The organism is Uruburuella testudinis (assembly GCF_022870865.1).
GTDB classification, from domain to species: domain Bacteria; phylum Pseudomonadota; class Gammaproteobacteria; order Burkholderiales; family Neisseriaceae; genus Neisseria; species Neisseria testudinis.
In genome coordinates this window covers 1738049-1757350 of record NZ_CP091508.1, presented here as the reverse complement: position 1 = coordinate 1757350, position 19302 = coordinate 1738049, and the positions used below count along the sequence as shown (strand labels likewise).

The following is a 19302-nucleotide window of genomic DNA, read 5'->3' as shown; positions in this document are numbered from 1 at the left end:
AGACGGCCAAAATTATTGGGAATCATAAAAGTATCAAGCCATTTGTCGGCTCCCGGTATCCGACGCTTGCTTTCATGAATGGGCATTATTCTGAACACAAGCAAGGCCGTCTGAAAGCATTTTCTTTCAGACGGCCTTTGTATATGCAGAGCTTTCATGGGCAGAACCCATCATGCTATATACCTTGTAATCGGATGCTCGAATCCGACATTTTTCAGACGGCTAAAATCATTGGGAATCACAAGAATATCAAACCATTTGTCGGCTACCGGTATCCGCCACACGTTGGCTGCTGATTTTCTCTGTATCCGCCGGCCTTGCCCGAATGGCGCTGTCAGCTCTTGATTAATAATTCCGGCGGAATTTCACACACCGGAATCGGGTTGATTTTGTGCTGCATGGCACGGTGCAGGCGGGTGTAGATTTCCAGCACTTCGCGCTCGCGGCCTTCAAAGGCTTCGGGTGGCTGCTTGCCGTATACGCTCATGGCCCATTCCAGCTCGGGATAGCTTGCGCCCATTTGCTGTTCGTCGCTGCGGTCGTTGTCCCACAGGCCGTCGGTGGGCGTGGCCTGTTGGATGGATTCGATGACGTTGAGGGCTTTGGCCAGCTCGTATACCTGAGTTTTCAGCAAGTCGGCAATCGGGCTGATGTCTACACCGCCATCGCCGTATTTGGTGAAAAAGCCTACGCCGAAATCTTCCACTTTATTGCCGGTGCCGGTAACCAGCAGGCCGTTGATCTGGCCGTAATAATAAAGAGTCAGCATGCGCAGGCGCGAGCGGGCGTTGGCCAGCGCCAGTTGTTTGGCCGGATATTCGGCTTCGTCTACGTCGACGGTGTCGGCAAAGCGGTCGAATGCGGGGGTAAGGTCGACCCGCCGGCCGGATACATTGGCAAAGCGGCTGCTCAAATCGTCGATATGCGCTTGTGCGCGGTCGATTTGGTCGGCTTTTTGGCGGATGGGCATTTCCAGCAGCAGGGTAGGCAGGCCGGTTTTGGCGGCAAGGGTGGAAACCACAGCCGAATCGATGCCGCCTGAAACGCCGACAACAAAGCCGTTGGCGCGGGCGGTGGCGGCATAGTTTTTCAACCAGTGGGTAATGTGGTCAATCACGGCTTGGGTTTGCATAGGGTTTCCTTTCGGGCGGATAATCGGGAATATGAGGCTTTTAATATAGCGCGATTTGAGGCCGTCTGAAAGCGTTTGCGGCGAATTTTAGAAATCTGCGCGGGGCAGGGCGGCCTTCTGCTAAAATGTGCGCATTTCCGTTCACACCGTTGGCTGCCGCAATTGCGGGCAGATGCGGTATTGCCGTTTGGTTTCAGACGGCCTCAAGGTAGATTATGCTTGCCATCCTCACCATCACCACACCGATTTTCATCATTATGGCCATGGGCTATTTTGCCGTGCGTTTTGAATTCTTTACGCGCGAGCAGCTCGCCGGTATGGGCAAATTTGTGATTCGGGTGGGGCTGCCGATGTTGGTGTTTCACGCCATTGCCACCCGGCCGCTTGCCGATGTGCTCAATATCACTTATCTGGCAGGCTATGCGCTGGCTTCGCTGCTGTCGTTTGCGGCCGGATGGGGCATCAGCAAATGGCGCGGTCAGGATGCGGCGCTGGCGGCGCTCAACGGCTTGGGCACGGGCATGTCGAACACGGGCTTTATCGGTTATCCGCTGTTGGCGATGGCGGTGGGCGCGCCGGCGGGCGTGTTTTTTGCCATGAATGTTTTGGTGGAAAATATGCTGATTCTGCCGTTGATGTTTGTGTTGATTGATGCGGCCCGGGGCGGGGCGAATATCGGTGCATTGCTGTGGCGCATTGCTAAAAATCTGTCGAAAAACCCGATTATCATTGCGCTGGCGGTGTCGTTGGTGTTTGCCGTGCTGGGTATTCCGGTGCCGGCGGTGTTGGAAAAAGTTACCGCGATGATGGCTTCCGCTTCGTCGCCGTTGGCGCTGTTTGTGATCGGCGGCGGCCTGTATGGTTTGAAAGTGCGCGGCAACCTGACCGATATTGTGGTGATAACCGGCGGCAAGCTGCTGCTGTTTCCGGTGCTGGTGGTGTCTTGTTTGTGGCTGTTTGGCGCAGATGCCGACACCATGTTTGCCGGCGCCCTGCTGGCGAGTGTGCCGATGGCGAGCATGTATCCGCTGTTCGGCCTGCAATACGGCTATGAACGGCAAACCGCAGCGGCGATGCTGGTCACCACATTGCTGTCGTTTTTCTCGATTTCGCTGGTGTTGATGCTGGGGCATTAGGGTGTTCTGATGTGTCGATTTAAGGGTGTATTTTGCCCCTGAAAACGCATCTGCTGCGTTAAAAAGCCTCGCAAGATGTCCAATCTTGCTGCGTTTTTTGCCTGGCATCTGCATTTCCAGGAACAAAAATCCCCTCATAAACGACACATCAGGACACCCTAAGCCTTGAGGCCGTCTGAAACCGACCGGCCGCTTCTGCTACAATATGGTTTTTTCAGACTTGTTGCGCGTGATGAATACCAATGCTGAAATCCGCCGGGCCACACGCTTGGCTTTTATTTTTATCGCACTGATGATGCTGGCGTTTGTATTGTTTGTGCTGGTGATGGTGCTGCCTTTGGGCTTGGATGCTGTGCAGCAGCTTTGGGCGGTGCGCATGATTCTGTATACGCTGCTGGCGCTGGCGCTGGCGGGTGCAGCATTCAGCGTGCGCGTGGCACGGTTGCGCAAGCGGGGCGGAAAATAAATGCCCGATGGATAGGCGGCCGCTGCTTTAAATGTATTTTTAACAAACAGGAACACATCAATGAAACACAATATGCCGGAAGAAATCCGCCTGCAAAACAGCCGCGCAGCGCTCACACTGGTTTATCAGGACGGGGCCAAATCGCTGCCGGCCGAGTTTTTACGCGTGTATTCGCCCAGCGCCGAAGTGCGCGGCCATGCGCCGGGGCAGGAGGTGCTGCAAACAGGCAAATCTGCGGTGGTGATTGCAGGGTTGGAGCCGGTGGGGCAGTATGCGCTGAAAATCACGTTTTCAGACGGCCACGACAGCGGCCTTTACGACTGGGATTATTTATATAAATTGGCGCACGAATACGATACAATGTGGGCAGATTATTTGCGCAGAATCGAAGCAGCCGGCGCATCGCGCATTGCATCGCCCGACGCACCCAAAGCGGGGCACGGCTGCGGTTCGGGCGGCTGCGGCAAACATTAAACAGAGTTTCAGGAAAAACCATGAGCGACAATAAAACCCATTTCGGCTTCAAAACCGTTGACGAACAAGAAAAAGCCGGCAAAGTGGCCGAGGTGTTTCATTCGGTAGCCAAAAACTACGACATTATGAACGATGTGATGTCGGGCGGCCTGCACCGCGTGTGGAAGCATTTCACCATCAATACCGCGCGCCTCAATAAAGGCGACAAAGTGCTCGATATTGCCGGCGGCACCGGCGATTTGTCGCGCGGTTGGGCCAAGCGCGTGGGTAAAGAGGGCGAAGTGTGGCTGACCGATATCAATTCTTCTATGCTCGGCGTGGGGCGCGACCGCCTGCTCAACGAAGGCCTGGTGTTGCCGGTGTCGCTGGCTGATGCCGAAAAACTGCCGTTTCCCGATAATTATTTCAATCTGGTGTCGGTGGCTTTCGGCCTGCGCAATATGACGCACAAAGAGGCGGCGCTGAAAGAAATGTATCGTGTGCTCAAGCCCGGCGGCACGCTGCTGGTGCTGGAGTTTTCAAAAGTATTCAAGCCCTTGGCGCCGGCTTATGATGTGTATTCGTTTAAACTGCTGCCGCTGATGGGCAAAATGATTGCCAAAGATGCCGACAGCTATCAATATCTGGCCGAATCCATCCGCATGCACCCGGATCAGGAAACTTTAAGGCAAATGATGTTGGATGCGGGCTTCGACAGTGTCGATTATCACAATATGACTGCCGGGGTGGTGGCTTTGCATAAAGGCGTGAAGTTTTAATATCCTGTATTTTCATTTCACTATAGGATTCACTATATTAGGGTGTCCTGACCATTCTGAATGATCAGGACACCCTTGGCCGTTTGAAAAGGCTTCGGCAAACCTGCCGAATATTCAGACGGCCTTATTTTGCCCGGCAGCATTCGGTTGATACTGCCAGAGCTAAGCGTCTTGCAATGCCGTCTGAAACTTCATTCGGCTGGTGTTTCAGCATTCGATTGGTGTGGCGGCATGTGGTTTTCTCCCCCATCTCAACGGGGGTAGATGCTGCCTGTGCCGGCAGGTTTCAGGCGGCTTTTTCTTCGGTGCCGGTTTCAATCGGTAAATTGGGATTGCGCGACCATTCGTTCCACGAGCCGAAATACATTTTCACATTTTCATAACCCGCCTGTTTCAGCGCCAGAAAAGTGTTGGCGGCTCGGGCGCCTTTGAAACAATAGAGAATGATTTCATCATCGCAGCCGATGCCGACGCTGTCGCATTCCGCTTTGACTTCGGTGGGGGTTTTCATCACCGGGCCTTGGGCAGAGGGCTTCATAAAGCGATACCATTCGATCCAGCGTGCGCCGGGAATACGCCCTTTGCGCGGTGCGAAATCAACGCCGTAGGGGCTGGAGCTTTCGCCTATCCATTCCACCACGTCGCGCACATCCAGTAATACGGTGTCGCTGCCGAGCGCGGCGAGCACATAGTCTGCATCAACCATCACATCATTGGCGGGCAAGTCGGCAGGAAAGCGCGCCGGCGCGGGTGTTGCCGCTTCAACAGACACCGGCAGACCTGCGGCCGTCCAGGCGCTGTAGCCGCCGTTGAGCACTTTGACATCGGCGTAGCCCAGCCAATGCAGCAGAAAAAAACCGCGGCAAGATTGACCGTAGCCGCCGTTTAATGAGTCTTCGTAAAACACCACGGTTTCGCTGCCGCTGATGCCCGCTGCGCCCAATGCGGCCACAAAGGTGTCGCGCAGCTCGCGCAGGCCTTCGGCTGTAGAGGTGGCTAAAAAGGTGAAAACTTCATGCAGATTGACGGCGCCGGGAATGTGGCCGGCGGCATAGCTTTCAGCATTGCGGGTGTCGATAAGCACCACCGGGGCGGCGGCTTGCAGTTGTTGCAGTGATTCGGGCGTGATTAAGATGTTGTGCAGGTTCATGGCGGGCTCCTCAAAGATTAAGTGGTGGGGTCATCAGTGATTGAGCAAGAATCGTGCCATATTTTAATTTCAATTGATTCAATGGGTTGTTGTTTTGATGTGTGCATGATGGTTAACAAAGTGTATGCAATGGCAACATTGTGGGTAATTGATTGAGGCCGTCTGAAATGTTCAGACGGCCTCAATCAATGAGTGGGGCAGGGCGATTGTTTCTGTTTGGGAAATTATTAAATTCTCATTTATCAATTTACCCGGCATTAAAGTAGGATTATGATAAATGCTGACTGTTTGCGCTTTGCGGCTGCATCGGCTTGGCAGCGGTTTGGCAAGCACAAAATCAGGCGGTAGGAAAAGGCCGTCTGAAAAAATACGTTCACAAATTCACAAATTCATAAATTTATTGGCAGATGATGAAAATAGTATTGCTTACGGTGTTGAAATGGCTGCTGGCGGCGGCCTTGCTGCTGGTTGCGGCGGTGGTGGCTTTTGTGTATCTGCACCCGACTTTCGGCGGCAAACCGGATGCGGCGAGCATGGCGAAAATACAGGCTTCGCCGCAGTTTGACGGTGAAAAATTCAATAATGCAGAGCCCACCGGCATCGATACCTCGGCGGGCGGTTCGCCATCGTTGCTCGACTGGCTCTCATCGGTGCTCAATCCGCCCGAAGGCAAACAGCCGGGCGAGCCGTTGCCGAGTGTGAAATTAGATGCCGCTCAGTTGCAAAACGGTGATTTTGTTTGGCTGGGGCATTCTACCGTATTGTTGAAAACCGACAACCAAACGCTGATTACCGACCCGGTGTTTTACCGTGCTTCGCCGATTGCGCTGGCCGGCAGCCCGTTTGCGGTTACGCATACACCGATCACAGCCGATTTGCCGCCATTGGATGCGGTGCTGATTTCGCATGACCATTACGACCATCTCGATTACCGCGCCATCAAAGAAATCGCGCCCAAAACCAAGCGGTTTTATGTGCCGCTGGGCGTTAAAGCGCATTTGCAGCGCTGGGGCATTGCTGATAACAAAATCATCGAGTTAGATTGGCACGAAAGCGCCAAACTCGGCAATATCGATTTAACCCTTGCCCCCGCCCGCCATTTCAGCGGCCGCAATTTCAACAACCGCTTTTCCACATTGTGGGGCTCGTGGGTGGTGAAATCGCCCGATTTATCGCTGTATTTCAACGGCGACAGCGGCTATGGCAGGCATTTTGCCGACATCGGCGCACAATACGGCCCGTTTGATTTTGCCATGATTGAAAACGGTGCTTACAATGAAAACTGGGCAAACATCCACATGACGCCCGAGCAGTCGGTGCAGGCGGCGCAAGATGTGCGCGCGGCGGCAGTGATGCCGGTGCATTGGGCGAAATTCGATTTGGCTTACCACACTTGGCGCGAGCCGATCGAGCGCTTTATGGCGGCGGCTGAAGACACTCCGCTGCAAACCGCCACGCCGCAAATCGGCCAGGTATTCAATATCCGCCAACTGCCGCAAGTGCATTGGTGGGAAGGGGTGAAATAAAGCGGTGGCCGCTTGAAGGAAGCATTTGAAAATACATATTCAAATTGTTTTGCTGTAAACAGGCCGTCTGAAAAGGAGACTGTATGAACCGCGATGTTTTAATCCGCCATATGCAAGAGCATTATGCTGCGGCGCCCGAATATTTGTGGGCGCGGTGGCCGGATTATGCCGTGTTCCGCCACGGCGGCGGGCGCAAATGGTTTGCCGTGCTGATGAATATCCCCGCCAATAAATTGGGTTTGCCCGATTCGGCGCCGGTTGATGTGCTCAACCTCAAGGCCGCCCCGGAGATGGTCGGCTCGCTGTTGCAGCTGCCGGGCATTTTTCCGGCCTGGCATATGAATAAAGAACATTGGGTCAGCCTGCTGCTTGAGGGCGGCCCAAACGATGAAACCATCGATAATCTGATTGACGACAGTTATTTATTAACCCGCAAGTAAAGGAAGCTGATATGACTATCAAAGCACGCGGCTATGCCGCACAATCCGACACCGCACCGCTGGCACCGTTTGAATTCGAGCGCCGCGATGTGCGCGCTAATGATGTGGAAATCGACATCGAATATTGCGGCGTGTGCCATTCTGATCTGCATCAGGCCAAAAACGATTGGGGCTGGAGCCAATATCCGCTGGTGCCCGGTCATGAAATCGTCGGCCGGGTGCGCCGCGTGGGTGCCGATGTGAAAAAATTCAAAGTCGGCGATTTGGTCGGCGTCGGCTGTATGGTTGATTCCTGCCGGCACTGCCATCCGTGCGAACAGGGCTTGGAGCAATATTGCGAAAACGGCAATGTGCAAACCTATAACGACACCGACCGCTTCGGCGACCACATGCGCACCTACGGCGGCTACAGCGACACCATCGTGGTAACTGAAAACTTTGTGGTGGGCGTGCCGGAAAACCTCGACACCCAAGCTGTGGCACCGCTGTTGTGCGCCGGCATTACCACCTATTCGCCACTGCGCCATTGGAATGTGCAAAAAGGCAGCAAAGTGGCGGTGGTGGGCTTGGGCGGTCTCGGCCATATGGCGTTGAAGCTGGCCAATGCCATGGGCGCCGAAGTGACCTTGTTTACCCGCTCAAGCGGCAAAGAAGCCGATGCGCTGGCTTTAGGTGCACACAATGTGGTGTTGTCTACTGATGATGAGCAAATGCTGGCGGTGGCCAACACTTTCGACGTGATTATCGACACCGTGCCCTACACCCATGATTTGAAACCCTATATCCAAACGCTGACCCTCGACGGCGCCTTGGTATTGGTGGGCTTGGTGGGCGAATTGGAATCCACCATCAGCACCGTGCCGCTGATTATGGGCCGCCGCACCGTGGCCGGTTCGATGATCGGGGGCATTGCCGAAACGCAGGAAATGTTGGATTTCTGCGGCGAGCACAATATCGTGCCCGATGTGGAAATGATTGACATCCAAACCATCAATCAGGCTTACGAGCGGCTGTTGAAAAGCGATGTGAAATATCGGTTTGTGATTGACATGAAAAGCCTGAAAAACGCAGCCTAAATGGCTGATTGGAAAAGTTTTTCAACATAAGGCCGTCTGAAGATCATCCGGCTTTCCCATTCGCACAAAGTTATCCAAACTGCTTGTGTGAATGGGTTTCAGACGGCCTTTATTTTATGAGCCACCATAAAGGACATGTCATGAATAAATTGATTTTTTCTGCAATATGCGCGGCATTCAGCCTTTCCGTTGCCGCACAAGACTTGAAAACCCTGCACCGTTTGGCGCCCGAATACCAAAGCACCGCACCGCAATGGACAGCCGACATCAGCGATGATGCCGAAGTGGCACGCCGCAATGCCGGTTTCAAATCGGCTGCCGAAAGCGGCGTACAGCCCGGTCAAAAAATCATTGTGCCGGCGGCAGACGGCCAACCGGCGGTAGATTTGTATGTATACCGCCCGCAAAAAGCGGCGGCGGTGCTGCCGGTGATTTACTTTATCCACGGCGGCGGCTACATCATGGGCAATGCCCGTCAAAATAATGCCGCACTGGCCGATTTGGCCGAACGCAATCAGGCAGCCGTGGTGAGTGTGGAATACCGGTTGGCTACCGAAGCGCCGTTTCCCGCCGATCTGCAAGATGCCTACCACGGCTTGAGCCATATTTACCGCCATGCGGCCGCATTGGGCTTGGATGCCTCGCGGCTGATTCTGATGGGCGAAAGTGCCGGCGGCGGGCTGGCCGCACGCTTGGCTTTGTATACGCGCGATCAGGGCGAATTCACGCCGGCAGGGCAAGTGTTGATTTATCCGATGCTCGACCACCGCACCGGCACCGACCGTTCTCCTTATCGCAACCCTGATGCCGGTGAATTTGTGTGGACGGCGGCGTCCAATCGTTTCGGCTGGAACAAATTGCGCGGCAACCAGCGCATCAGCAATGCGCAAATGCCGTATTTTTCACCCGCTGCCGCCAAAAACCTGCGCGGTTTGCCGCCTGCATTTATCGCGGTCGGCGATTTGGATTTATTTGTCAACGAAGACATCGATTATGCCAACCGCCTGATTCAAGCCGGCGTGCCCACCGAGCTGCATGTGATTCCGGGCGTGTTTCACGCATTTGAAATCATCGTGCCCGATTCGCCGCAAACCGCGCAATACCGCGAGCTGCGCCGCAATGCTATTCAAGGCATGCTCAGGGGCGCGAAGTATTGACGCATGCGGGGTTAATGCCACCTATTCACAAAAATAACCTCACGGCGCCGGCCCGCCTTGTCAGCTTACTTTTGTGAATGGGTTTAACTCCAGCAGAAAGCTCGAGGCGGAACCCTATGATATCTTAAGTCTGCATGGTCATAAGTCTGCATGGTCAACCGCCCCCCGCAATCTCCTTAAAACAAGGCCGTCTGAAACTGTACTTTACCGTTTTCAGACGGCCTTAATCTATCGGCAAATGCTTGACTGGCGTTGCTGCGGGCGATGATGGTGAGCAGTATGGTAGCGTAGACTCCGCTCACGGAAAAAACACACCATGCCCATTTGCAAAAATAAAAGCATTTCGAAAATTCAGCCGCCTGCTTGAATTTGAGATTTGATCACTAGGGTGTCCGGACAATTTGTTTATGAGGGGGTTTTTGTTCCTGAAAATGCAGATGCCAGGCAAAAAACGCAGCAAGATTGGGCATCTTGCGAGGCTTTTTAACGCAGCAGATGCGTTTTCAGGGGCAAAAAGCACCCATAAATCGAATTGTCCGGACACCCTAGGGGTGAAGCAGACGGTTGAACTCTTCGGCCGCTTCGATGTTGGCAATATGCGAAGCCGGCAATACGGCAAGGGTGGCATGCGGTAGGGTGGAAGCCAGCCATTGCGCATCATCCGGCGTGGTAACGGGGTCGGCGGTGCCGCCGATGACCAGTATGTCGCTTTTTGCCGTGTGTATGTGCGGCCGCAGGTCGGCTGCGGCCAAGATTTCGCAACATTTGGCATAACCTTCGGCGGGCGTATGGCGCAGGATTTCGGTCAGGCGGGCGACGGCGGCGGCATTTCGGCGGCAGAAATCATCACTGAACCAGCGTGATGCGGCGCTGTCGGCGATGGCGTTCATGCCTTCGCTGCGCACGCTTCGGGCACGTGCCGACCAAGCTTCGGTGTTGCCGATTTTGGCGGCGGTGTTGCTGATGATGATGCGGTTGAAACGTTCGGCATGGTGCAGCGCCAGCCACAAGCCGGTAAGCCCGCCCATGGAAATGCCGCAAAAGCCAGCGGTGGGGATGTTGAAACCGTCGAGCACGCTGATCACATCGCGCCCCAAGTCGGCCAGTGTCCAAGAGCCGCCTTTTGCGCTCGAATGGCCGTGGCCGCGGGTATCGTAGACAATCACGCGGTAATCGGTGCTGAGTGCATCGATTTGCGGCTGCCACATGCTGTGATCGGTGCCGAGCGAATTGCAGAAAATCAGCGCGGGTGCCTGCTCATCGCCGAATGAACGGGCATACAGGCGGTTGCCGTCATGAGTGTGAATCCACATAAAAACTTCCTTTGTTGAGGCCGTCTGAATGTTTTTCAGACGGCCTGTTGCTGATGTCTTTCAGATAATCGGTATGCCGGCCAAATTGGGTATGGCTACACGCGCTCGATAATCAGCGCGATGCCTTGCCCGACGCCGATACACATGCTGCACAAGGCATAGCGGCCGCCGCGCCGTTCGAGTTCATACAACGCGGTGGTGGCGAGCCGCGCGCCGGATGCGCCCAGCGGGTGGCCGAGGGCAATCGCGCCGCCGTTGGGGTTGACATGTTCTGCATCGTCGGGCAGCCCCAAATCGCGCAATACTGCCAGCGCTTGGGCGGCGAAGGCTTCGTTTAATTCAATCACATCCATCTGCGCCAGCGTCAGCCCGGTTTGCGCCAGCACTTTGCGGATGGCGGGTGCCGGGCCGATGCCCATAATGCGCGGCGGTACGCCTGCTACCGCGGCTGCCACCACCCGGGCTTGCGGCTTGAGGCCGTATTGCTGCACAGCCTGCTCAGATGCGAGTAGCAGCGCACAGGCACCATCGTTGATACCTGAAGCATTGCCTGCGGTGATACTGCCGTTGGGGCGCACCACGCCTTTGAGTTTGGTCAGCGCTTCGATGGAAGTGGCGCGCAAATGTTCGTCTTGCTCAAACAACAGCGGCGCGCCTTTGTGCTGCGGCACGGCCACCGGCACGATTTCGCGTGCAAACACGCCGCCTTGTTGCGCGGCCGCAGCGCGCTGTTGGCTGATGAGGGCGAAACGGTCTTGGTCGGCGCGGCTGATGTGGCGTTCGTCGGCCAGATTTTCAGCGGTTTCGGGCATGCTGTCGACACCGTATTGTGCCTTGAGTTGCGGGTTGATAAAGCGCCAACCCATGGTGGTGTCTTCCAGCTTGAGGTTGCGGGCAAACGCCCCTTCGGCTTTGCCCATCACAAACGGGGCGCGGCTCATGCTCTCCACGCCGCCGGCAATCAGCAGATGGCCTTCGCCGCATTTGATGGTGCGCGCAGCAGTGGCAACGGCATCGAGACCGGAGCCGCACAGGCGGTTGAGGGTAACGCCGGCCACGTCTGCCGGCAGCCCGGCCAGCAGCGCCGCCATCCGCGCCACATTGCGGTTGTCTTCACCGGCCTGGTTGGCACAGCCGTACACCACATCGTCTAACCGCTGCCAGTCGATTTGCGGCTGGCGCGCCATTAAAGCGGCTATCGGCACGGCGGCCAAATCGTCGGCGCGCACGGCAGCCAAACTGCCGCCGTAACGCCCGAACGGCGTGCGCACCGCATCAATAATATAAGCTTGGCTCATAACATGCTCCTTGTGTCGATTGGGTATCCTTATCAGGCCGTCTGAAAAAGCCAACACGTTTCAGACGGCTTAATGGAATCGGTTTTTTAAAATATATCAATCATCGGCAGCTTAACTTATGCTCTGCTTTTCAGACGGCCTGCCGCCCATCGTGCAACTCGGCTTCCGTGAGATTTTGCAGTGCCGCCAAATCCAGCCTCGCCACCATCTCGCGCACCAGCAAGCCTTGCGGGGTGATGTCGATAACCGCCAAATCGGTGTAGATGCGGTTGACGCAGCCGATGCCGGTGAGCGGATAGCTGCACCGTTCGACAATTTTCGGTTCGCCGTGTTTGGTTACATGCTCCATGGTGACAAACACTTTTTTCGCCCCTACAGCCAAATCCATCGCACCGCCCACCGCCGGAATCGCATCGGCCGCGCCGGTGTGCCAGTTGGCCAAATCGCCGTTGGCCGCCACTTGAAACGCGCCAAGCACGCACAAATCAATATGGCCGCCGCGCATCATCGCAAACGAATCGCCATGATGAAAAAAACAACCGCCCTTAATCAGGGTAACGTATTCTTTGCCGGCATTAATCAATTCGCTGTCACGCTCACGCTCATCCGGCGCAGGGCCCATCCCGAGCAGGCCGTTTTCGCTGTGCAGAAAAATTTCCGCATCCGCAGGCAGGTAGTCGGCAATTTTGGTGGGCAGGCCGATGCCCAAATTCACATACATGCCCTCACTGATATCTTGTGCCACACGGCGGGCGATATCGGCGCGGCTTCTGCTTTGATAATTCATAACAACTCCTTTCAGACGGCCACAACATGCTGCACGAAAATGCCGGGCGTGATGATGTGTTCGGGGTTTAAATCGCCCAATGCCACAATTTCTTTCACTTGTGCAATAGTGGTTTTTGCTGCGGCAGCCATGATGGGGCCGAAATTACGCGCTGTTTTGCGGTAAACCAAATTGCCCCAACGGTCGCCTTGATAAGCCTTAATCAGCGAAAAATCGGCATAAATCGGATATTCGAGCACATATTGTTTGCCGTCGATTTCACGGGTTTCCTTACCCTCGGTCAACAGCGTGCCGTAACCCGTAGGCGTAAACACCGCGCCCAGCCCAGCGCCCGCCGCCTGAATGCGGCAGGCCAGATTACCCTGCGGCACCAATTCCAGCGCCACCTTGCCCGCACGATACAATTCGTCAAACACATAAGAATCGCTCTGGCGCGGAAATGAGCAAATCATTTTTTCTACCCGCCCGGCCTTGAGCAGCGCCGCCAGCCCGATGTCGCCGTTGCCGGCATTGTTGTTCACAATCGTCAGCCCTTTTGCGCCGCTCTCAATCAGCGCATCAATCAGCTCCGCCGGCTGGCCTGCAGTGCCGAAACCGCCGATCATCACCGTAGCGCCGTCGTGGATTCCGGCCACGGCTTCGTGTATGGATAATGTGGTTTTGTCTATCATATTTTCTCTCTTTGCTAGATGAACGTTAATACTAAAAACACACCGCCGATGACCATGCCCGACAACATCAGCCAAACCACGCAATAGCCCATAATGTGTTTGGCCGACAGCCCGGCCACACCCAGCAGCGGCAAAGCCCAAAACGGCTGGATTTGGTTAGTCCAAGCATCTCCCCAGGCAAAAGCCATCACGGTTTGGGGAATATCGGCATGCAGCGATTTGGCCGCTTCGATAATCACCGGCCCTTGAATTGCCCATTGCCCGCCGCCGGAGGGGATGAAAATATTGACCAAACCGGCAGACAAAAAAGTGAGCACGGGAAAGGTTTCGGGTGTGGCGATTTCGATAAACCAATCGGCCACCACCATCACCAGCCCCGATTCAGTCATCATTCCTGCAATACCTGCATACAGCGGAAATTGCAGAATAATGCCGCGCGACGACACCACCGCTTCTTTAACGGCATCCAGCAAGGCCATCGGGTGTTTGTGCAGCAGCAGTGAGAGCAGCAAAAAAATCAAAATCACCACATCCAGATTCAAATCGAAACCTTTTTTCATAAAATAGCCGGCCAGGTATAAAGCGGGCATAACGGCCAGCACATAATTCATCACTCGGCTGTGCTCGATTTTTTCTGAAAAGGTCTCAGGCTCCTGGAGTGCGGCAGCCGCACGGTTAGGGCTTTCTGCATGGCCCTCATAGCTGATGACACTTTCGGGTTTGGGGCGGATGGAAAGATACAGGCCGATTAATGCAGCCAGAATCAAACCGGTCAGCAGCAGGTTCCAGCCCGAATACAAGGTTTCGGTTACCGGAATAATGCCGGTAAGCTGCTCCATAAAATGCCCGGGCGTGGCCACCACCAAGGGAATAGACGAAGAAGGGCCGCGTACGATTTCGGCGCTGTAAGCTGCCGCCACCACCAGCGGAAAATGCAGCCCTTGCACCTTTCTGCCCATCTCACGGGCCAAAATCGCGCCGATTACCAAACCGAAACCCCAGTTCAGATAACAGCCGAAAAACGAAATCAACGCCGTCATTGCCAGCGCTTGCGGCGGCGTTTTGGGGATATCGGTCAGCCTGTCGAGCAATTTGCGCACCGGCGGTGTGAGCGCCAGCGCATAGCCGGTAACCAAAACCAAGGTCATCTGCATGGCGAATTTAAACAATGCCGAAAAACCTTTGCCCCAATAATCCACCATTTCAAAAGGCGTGTGCCCGCCCAGTGTGGTGCCCATCAGCATAATGACGACGGTGAGCAGCACCGCCAAGATAAAAGCATCGGGCAGATAGCGCTGCATCAGCCACACGGTGAAGTGGGTAACCGCATTCATTTCAGTCTCCTTTGTTATCGGTTTTTTGTTATATACTTTGTTGAAATCCGATTATTTCCAAGCGATTACCGTAAGTCCAATACCGATTTTCCCCACATCTATATCGAAAAACATATAATCATGAATTTGAGAAAACTGAAATATTTTGTGGCGGTGGCCGAAGTGCAAAGCTTTACGCGGGCTGCCGAACAATTATGTATTGCCCAGCCCGCACTCAGTAAACATATTAAAGAACTTGAAGAAGCGTTGGATACGCCGCTGTTTGTGCGGCACAGCCGCCCTTTGGCACTCACCGATGCCGGGGTGTTTTTTCTGGAGCGCTGCCGTTATATTTTGTCGGTGCTGGAAGAAACCCGCGCCATGACGCAAAAAATCGGCAAGCTGCAAAAAACGTTTACCATCGGTTTTGTGGCTTCTTCGCTGTATACAGCTCTGCCCGAGGTGATCCGCACCATCAAACAGGAGTTTCAAGATGTTGAAATCCGCTTGCAGGAAATGAACACCATGCTGCAAATCGGCGCTTTGAAATCGGGCACCATCGATATCGGTTTCGGCCGTTTGCAACTGCACGATCCGGGCGTGCACAGTGAAGTTTTGTATCAAGAGCCCCTGCTGTTGGCCGTGCCCAAAAACAGCCCGCCGCTGCTGAGCGAGCCGGGTGCAGTGCGTTTGGTGGACATTGCCGCCGCACGGCTGATTTTGTTTCCGGCCGAACCGCGCCCGAGTTTTGCCGATGTGGTGCTCAATGTGTTCAAATCTGTCGGGCTGGCTCCGAAACATTGTGTGGAAACGCGTGAGCTGCAACTGGCGCTGGGGCTGGTGGCGGCCGGGGAGGGCGTGTGTATCGTGCCCGCCAGCTTCGCCCAATTGCAGCGCGCCGATATCAGCTATCTGCCTTTGGCCGAGCCGGAAGCTGCGGCGCCGGTGGTTATGAATATCCGCGCCATGGACAACAGCCCGGCCATTTGCCGTATCGGTGAAATTGCTCATCATATTTATCAATCCTGTTGATTCAGACGGCCTTTGGCTTGAAACATGCAGCCTTGCCCGATGACATCAGGCCGTCTGAAACCCTATTCAGATGTTTGAACGCCACTATCGGATTGCCGGATGCTTTCAGACGGCCTTAGGGTTTCCTGATGTGTCGATTTACGGGTGTATGTTGCCCCTGAAAACGCATCTGCTGCGTTAAAAAGCCTCGCAAGATGTTTAATCTTGCTGCGTTTTTTGCCTGGCATCTGTGTTTTCAGGAACAAAAATCCCCTCATAAACAAATTGTCCGGACACCCTAGGGTGTTTTAGGCTTTAAAAGCCATGCCGAGAGCATGCCGATGATTACGCCCCAAAAGGCGGAGCCCAAACCCCACAGCGTCATGCCTGAGGCGGTGGCCAGAAAGGTGATAACGGCGGCTTCGCGGTGCTGTGTGTCTTCGATGGCGGCGGCAATATTGCTGCCGATGGCACCCAGCAGCGCCAATCCGGCCAAAATAGCAACCAGCGCTTGGGGCAATACGGCAAACAGGGTCACAATGGCGCCGGCAAACAAGCCGCCGATCAGGTAAAACACGCCGTTGCTGATGCCGGCGATATAGCGTTTGCCGGGGTCGGCGTGGGCATCTTTGCCGGTGCACAATGAGGCGGTAATGGCGGCCAGCGCGATGCTGATGCCGCCGAAGCAGGCCGTCAGCAGCGAAGCCGCGCCGGTAACGGCCATCACCGGCCGGGCCTGCGTGCGGTACCCCGCCAGCCGCAATACCGCCATGCCGGGCAGAAACTGGCCGGTCAGGCTCACCATCACCAAGGGCAGGGCAAGGCTGAGGGTGGCGGAAAACGTCCATTCAGGCGTAATCCACACCGGACGGGTGATGGCAAACTGCACGCCGCTGAAATCCAGATTGCCGGTTAATTTGCTCAACAGCAGGCCGACGGCAAACACCAGCACTACGGTGTAGCGCGGCAACCATTTTTTACTGATTAAATACGTCAACAGCATGGCAAACAGCAGCAGCGGCACATCGCCTGCGGCATGAAAGGCATGGGTGCCGAACTGGAATAAAATTCCCGCCATCATGCCGGCGGCTACGCCTTTGGGAATCGATGCCATCAGTTTGTCGAAATAGCCGGAAAGGCCGATGGCGAGCATGATGGCGGCGGCGGTCAGGTAGGCGCCGGCCATTTCGCCCAGGCTCAACGCGGGGAACAGGGGAATCAGCAAGGCGCTGCCCGGTGCCGACCAGGCCGTGACCACCGGCGCTTTCAGCCACCAGCTCAAGAGAATGCCCGACACCGCTGCGCCGACAGAAATCGCCCACACCCAAGTAATCATCATCTCGGTAGAAACCTGCGCCGCCGAGGCCGCCTGAAACATCAGCACCATCGGCCCGGCATAGGAAATCAATACCGCCAAAAATCCGGCGGTAACGGCGGAAAGGGAGAGATCTTTTAACATGATGTTTCCTTAGGGTATTCTGATGTATTGATTTATGGGTGTATTTTGCCCTGAAAACGCATCTGCTGCGTTAAAAAGCCTCGCAAGATGTTTAATCTTGCTGCGTTTTTTTTGCCTGGCATCTGCATTCCCAGGAACAAAAATCCACTCATAAACGACACATCATGACACCCTGGTGCGGTGAAAAGAAAGGGCAGATTTACGGAAGCCCGAACAGTTTCAGACGGCCTCAAACATGGCTGCCGTATCTCTTCAGCAAAAGCAAATGATGGAACCACAATCATCTTTCAGACGGCCTCAACCCATGCCTACGTCGCCGCCGCCCACCGGCAACACCGTTCCCGTGATGTAACTGGCATCATCAGAGGCCAAAAACAGAATCGCGCCTACTTGCTCCTGAATGCTGCCGTAGCGCTTCATCAGGCTGGATGTCACGGTTTGGTCGATAATGGCCTGATACCACACCTGCTCCTCCTCGCTCATCGGCTTGGGATTGCGCGGTACTTTGCGCGGCGGGGCTTCGGTGCCGCCGGTGGCAACGGCGTTGACGCGGATGCCGTCTGAAGCATGCTCCATTGCCAAGCTCATGCTCATTGCATTCACTCCGCCTTTGGCAGCAGCATAAGGGATACGGTGGATGCTGCGGGTGGCAATCGAAGAAATGTTGACGATGCTGCCGCCCTGTTGCGCAATCATCTGCGGCAATACGGCGCGGCAGCTCCATAAAGTGGGAAACAGCGAGCGGCGCACTTCGGCTTCGATTTCGGCTTCGGCATACTCCTGATACGGCTTCGCCCAAATGGTGCCGCCGACGTTGTGGATGGCCACATCAACACATCCGAATTCGGCCACCGCTGCATCCACCACGCTTTGCGCACCGGCAAAGGTTTCCAAATCGGCCAACACCGTCAGGCAGCGGCCGCCTTGTGTGCGGATGGCGGCGGCGGTTTCATGTACGAATTCGCTGCGGTCGGCCAGCACCACCGCACCGCCTTCTGCTGCCAGAGCCAGCGCCACGCCTTGGCCGATGCCTTGTGCCGCGCCGGTTACCACGCAGATTTTATGGTCAAAACGCTTGTTCATACGGCCTCCTGATTATTTTTGCTCGCTGGCGGAAAATTTCTCGAAATGGAAGCTTTTCGGTGTGATACCCGATTGTTCCAACCAGCCACGCACAGCTTCCACCATGGCAACGGGGCCGCACAGATAAATATCGACATCACCGTCATTCAGCCAATCGCTTTCAATATGTTGGGTGACATAGCCTTTTTTCGGATGGCTGCTCGCTTCGCTGACCACGCAGGTGGTGTAGTGGAACCACGGATGGTTGGCCTGTATGTCGTCGAGTTTTTCCAATGCCACCAAGTCGAAATCGTTGGTAACGCCGAACACCATATTCACCGGATAATGGCAGCCCGCTACCGCCAGGCTGTCGAGCATCGAGAGAAACGGCGCGATACCGGTGCCGCCGGCGAGAAACAGCGTCGGGCGGGTAACCGGGCGCAGGTAGAAGCTGCCGAAAGGGCCGGCAAACTGCATTTTTGCACCCACAGCGGCCTCTTTGCTCAAATAACTGCTCATTTTGCCGCCGGGTACATTGCGCACCACAAAGCGGGCAATCTCGCTCATCGGCGCGGAGCTGAACGAATAAGAACGGGTTTCATCACTGCCGGGCAGGGTCACATTGACATATTGGCCGGGCAAAAACACCAGCTCTTCAGGTGCAGGCGTTTTGATGCCGAATGCGATGGTAGATTCGGAGAGCTGCTCCAGTTCGGCCAGCTCGCCTTCGTAAACGGTGACGCCGGTTTTGGCGGCTTCAGAAGATGAGGCGATGCGCAACACACAATCGGAAGTGGGTTTCATCTGGCAAGTGAGCACATAGCCCTCGGCCGCTTCTTCAGGCGTGAGTGCATCTTCGATATAGCTGCTCTCGGGCATCTCGAAGCTGCCCGATTCGCAAAAGCTGCGGCAGGTGCCGCAGGCGCCGTCGCGGCAGTCGAGCGGAATATTGAATTTTTGGCGGTAGGCGGCTTCGGCCACGGTTTCTCCGCTGCGGCAGCCGATGAAGCGGGTAACACCGTCTTCAAATTGAAGGGCAATGGTGTGTTCCATGATGTTTGCTCCTTTGTTGT

At 55.2% G+C, this 19302-nt stretch carries 21 protein-coding genes; 9 read left to right on the top strand and 12 right to left on the bottom strand.

The window, feature by feature from the left end; genetic code table 11:
• Positions 1-334 precede the first annotated feature (334 nt).
• Positions 335-1132, bottom strand: coding sequence for an NAD(+) synthase (gene nadE / locus LVJ83_RS08050; protein WP_244784008.1), 798 nt, complete (start codon positions 1130-1132; stop codon positions 335-337).
• A gap of 215 nt (positions 1133-1347) precedes the next feature.
• Here nadE and LVJ83_RS08045 point away from each other — a divergent pair, with 215 nt between their 5' ends.
• The 4 genes from LVJ83_RS08045 to ubiE all read left to right on the top strand — a co-directional run bounded on the left by LVJ83_RS08045 (position 1348) and on the right by ubiE (position 3966).
• Positions 1348-2268, top strand: a complete 921-nt coding sequence (locus LVJ83_RS08045) for an AEC family transporter (RefSeq protein ID WP_244784007.1) — start codon at positions 1348-1350, stop codon at positions 2266-2268.
• Positions 2269-2473: 205 nt separating this feature from the next.
• Positions 2474-2734 carry a cytochrome b6 gene (locus tag LVJ83_RS08040; RefSeq protein ID WP_244784006.1) on the top strand — a complete coding sequence of 87 codons (261 nt, stop codon included), beginning with the start codon at positions 2474-2476 and terminating at the stop codon, positions 2732-2734.
• A gap of 60 nt (positions 2735-2794) precedes the next feature.
• The gene (locus LVJ83_RS08035) at positions 2795-3208 is read left to right on the top strand and encodes a gamma-butyrobetaine hydroxylase family protein (RefSeq protein ID WP_244784005.1); all 414 of its coding nucleotides are present in this window, start codon (positions 2795-2797) and stop codon (positions 3206-3208) included.
• 20 nt (positions 3209-3228) lie between these two features.
• On the top strand, positions 3229-3966 hold the full coding sequence (ubiE, locus tag LVJ83_RS08030) for a bifunctional demethylmenaquinone methyltransferase/2-methoxy-6-polyprenyl-1,4-benzoquinol methylase UbiE (protein ID WP_244784004.1): 738 nt from the start codon (positions 3229-3231) through the stop codon (positions 3964-3966).
• 286 nt (positions 3967-4252) lie between these two features.
• Here the strand turns inward: ubiE and LVJ83_RS08025 are convergent, their stop codons facing one another.
• Positions 4253-5116, bottom strand: a complete 864-nt coding sequence (locus tag LVJ83_RS08025) for a sulfurtransferase (protein ID WP_244784003.1) — start codon at positions 5114-5116, stop codon at positions 4253-4255.
• A gap of 410 nt (positions 5117-5526) precedes the next feature.
• Between LVJ83_RS08025 and LVJ83_RS08020 the strand changes: the two genes are divergently transcribed.
• The 4 genes from LVJ83_RS08020 (at position 5527) to LVJ83_RS08005 (ending at position 9315) form a co-directional block, all read left to right on the top strand.
• Complete coding sequence (locus LVJ83_RS08020) at positions 5527-6642, top strand: MBL fold metallo-hydrolase (protein ID WP_244784002.1); 1116 nt, start codon at positions 5527-5529, stop codon at positions 6640-6642.
• Between the two features lie 83 nt (positions 6643-6725).
• On the top strand, positions 6726-7082 hold the full coding sequence (locus tag LVJ83_RS08015) for an MmcQ/YjbR family DNA-binding protein (RefSeq protein ID WP_244784001.1): 357 nt from the start codon (positions 6726-6728) through the stop codon (positions 7080-7082).
• An 11-nt stretch (positions 7083-7093) separates the two neighbouring features.
• Positions 7094-8158: an NAD(P)-dependent alcohol dehydrogenase gene (locus tag LVJ83_RS08010; protein ID WP_244784000.1), complete on the top strand. Its 1065-nt coding sequence runs from the start codon at positions 7094-7096 to the stop codon at positions 8156-8158.
• A 140-nt stretch (positions 8159-8298) separates the two neighbouring features.
• Complete coding sequence (locus tag LVJ83_RS08005) at positions 8299-9315, top strand: alpha/beta hydrolase (RefSeq protein ID WP_244783999.1); 1017 nt, start codon at positions 8299-8301, stop codon at positions 9313-9315.
• A 176-nt stretch (positions 9316-9491) separates the two neighbouring features.
• On the opposite strand, the gene LVJ83_RS13590 is transcribed toward LVJ83_RS08005, so the two are convergent.
• From LVJ83_RS13590 to LVJ83_RS07980, 6 genes are all read right to left on the bottom strand, one after another.
• Positions 9492-9617, bottom strand: coding sequence for a hypothetical protein (locus LVJ83_RS13590; RefSeq protein ID WP_280515211.1), 126 nt, complete (start codon positions 9615-9617; stop codon positions 9492-9494).
• A gap of 243 nt (positions 9618-9860) precedes the next feature.
• Positions 9861-10628, bottom strand: a complete 768-nt coding sequence (gene pcaD, locus LVJ83_RS08000) for a 3-oxoadipate enol-lactonase (RefSeq protein ID WP_244783998.1) — start codon at positions 10626-10628, stop codon at positions 9861-9863.
• A 95-nt stretch (positions 10629-10723) separates the two neighbouring features.
• Complete coding sequence (gene pcaF, locus LVJ83_RS07995) at positions 10724-11926, bottom strand: 3-oxoadipyl-CoA thiolase (protein WP_244783997.1); 1203 nt, start codon at positions 11924-11926, stop codon at positions 10724-10726.
• A 130-nt stretch (positions 11927-12056) separates the two neighbouring features.
• Positions 12057-12713 (bottom strand): 3-oxoacid CoA-transferase subunit B, encoded by a 657-nt coding sequence (locus LVJ83_RS07990; RefSeq protein ID WP_244783996.1) that lies wholly within the window; start codon positions 12711-12713, stop codon positions 12057-12059.
• An 11-nt stretch (positions 12714-12724) separates the two neighbouring features.
• Positions 12725-13384 carry a 3-oxoacid CoA-transferase subunit A gene (locus tag LVJ83_RS07985; protein WP_244783995.1) on the bottom strand — a complete coding sequence of 220 codons (660 nt, stop codon included), beginning with the start codon at positions 13382-13384 and terminating at the stop codon, positions 12725-12727.
• Between the two features lie 14 nt (positions 13385-13398).
• Positions 13399-14718, bottom strand: coding sequence for a short-chain fatty acid transporter (locus LVJ83_RS07980; protein ID WP_244783994.1), 1320 nt, complete (start codon positions 14716-14718; stop codon positions 13399-13401).
• A gap of 120 nt (positions 14719-14838) precedes the next feature.
• Between LVJ83_RS07980 and LVJ83_RS07975 the strand changes: the two genes are divergently transcribed.
• Positions 14839-15729, top strand: coding sequence for a LysR family transcriptional regulator (locus tag LVJ83_RS07975; protein WP_244783993.1), 891 nt, complete (start codon positions 14839-14841; stop codon positions 15727-15729).
• Positions 15730-15791: 62 nt separating this feature from the next.
• On the opposite strand, the gene LVJ83_RS07970 is transcribed toward LVJ83_RS07975, so the two are convergent.
• The 4 genes from LVJ83_RS07970 to benC all read right to left on the bottom strand — a co-directional run bounded on the left by LVJ83_RS07970 (position 15792) and on the right by benC (position 19282).
• Positions 15792-15986, bottom strand: a complete 195-nt coding sequence (locus LVJ83_RS07970) for a hypothetical protein (protein WP_244783992.1) — start codon at positions 15984-15986, stop codon at positions 15792-15794.
• Positions 15987-16006: 20 nt separating this feature from the next.
• Positions 16007-17167 carry a benzoate/H(+) symporter BenE family transporter gene (locus tag LVJ83_RS07965; protein WP_244783991.1) on the bottom strand — a complete coding sequence of 387 codons (1161 nt, stop codon included), beginning with the start codon at positions 17165-17167 and terminating at the stop codon, positions 16007-16009.
• Between the two features lie 297 nt (positions 17168-17464).
• Positions 17465-18250 (bottom strand): 1,6-dihydroxycyclohexa-2,4-diene-1-carboxylate dehydrogenase, encoded by a 786-nt coding sequence (locus LVJ83_RS07960; RefSeq protein WP_244783990.1) that lies wholly within the window; start codon positions 18248-18250, stop codon positions 17465-17467.
• Between the two features lie 12 nt (positions 18251-18262).
• Positions 18263-19282: a benzoate 1,2-dioxygenase electron transfer component BenC gene (gene benC, locus LVJ83_RS07955; RefSeq protein ID WP_280515210.1), complete on the bottom strand. Its 1020-nt coding sequence runs from the start codon at positions 19280-19282 to the stop codon at positions 18263-18265.
• Positions 19283-19302 lie beyond the last annotated feature (20 nt).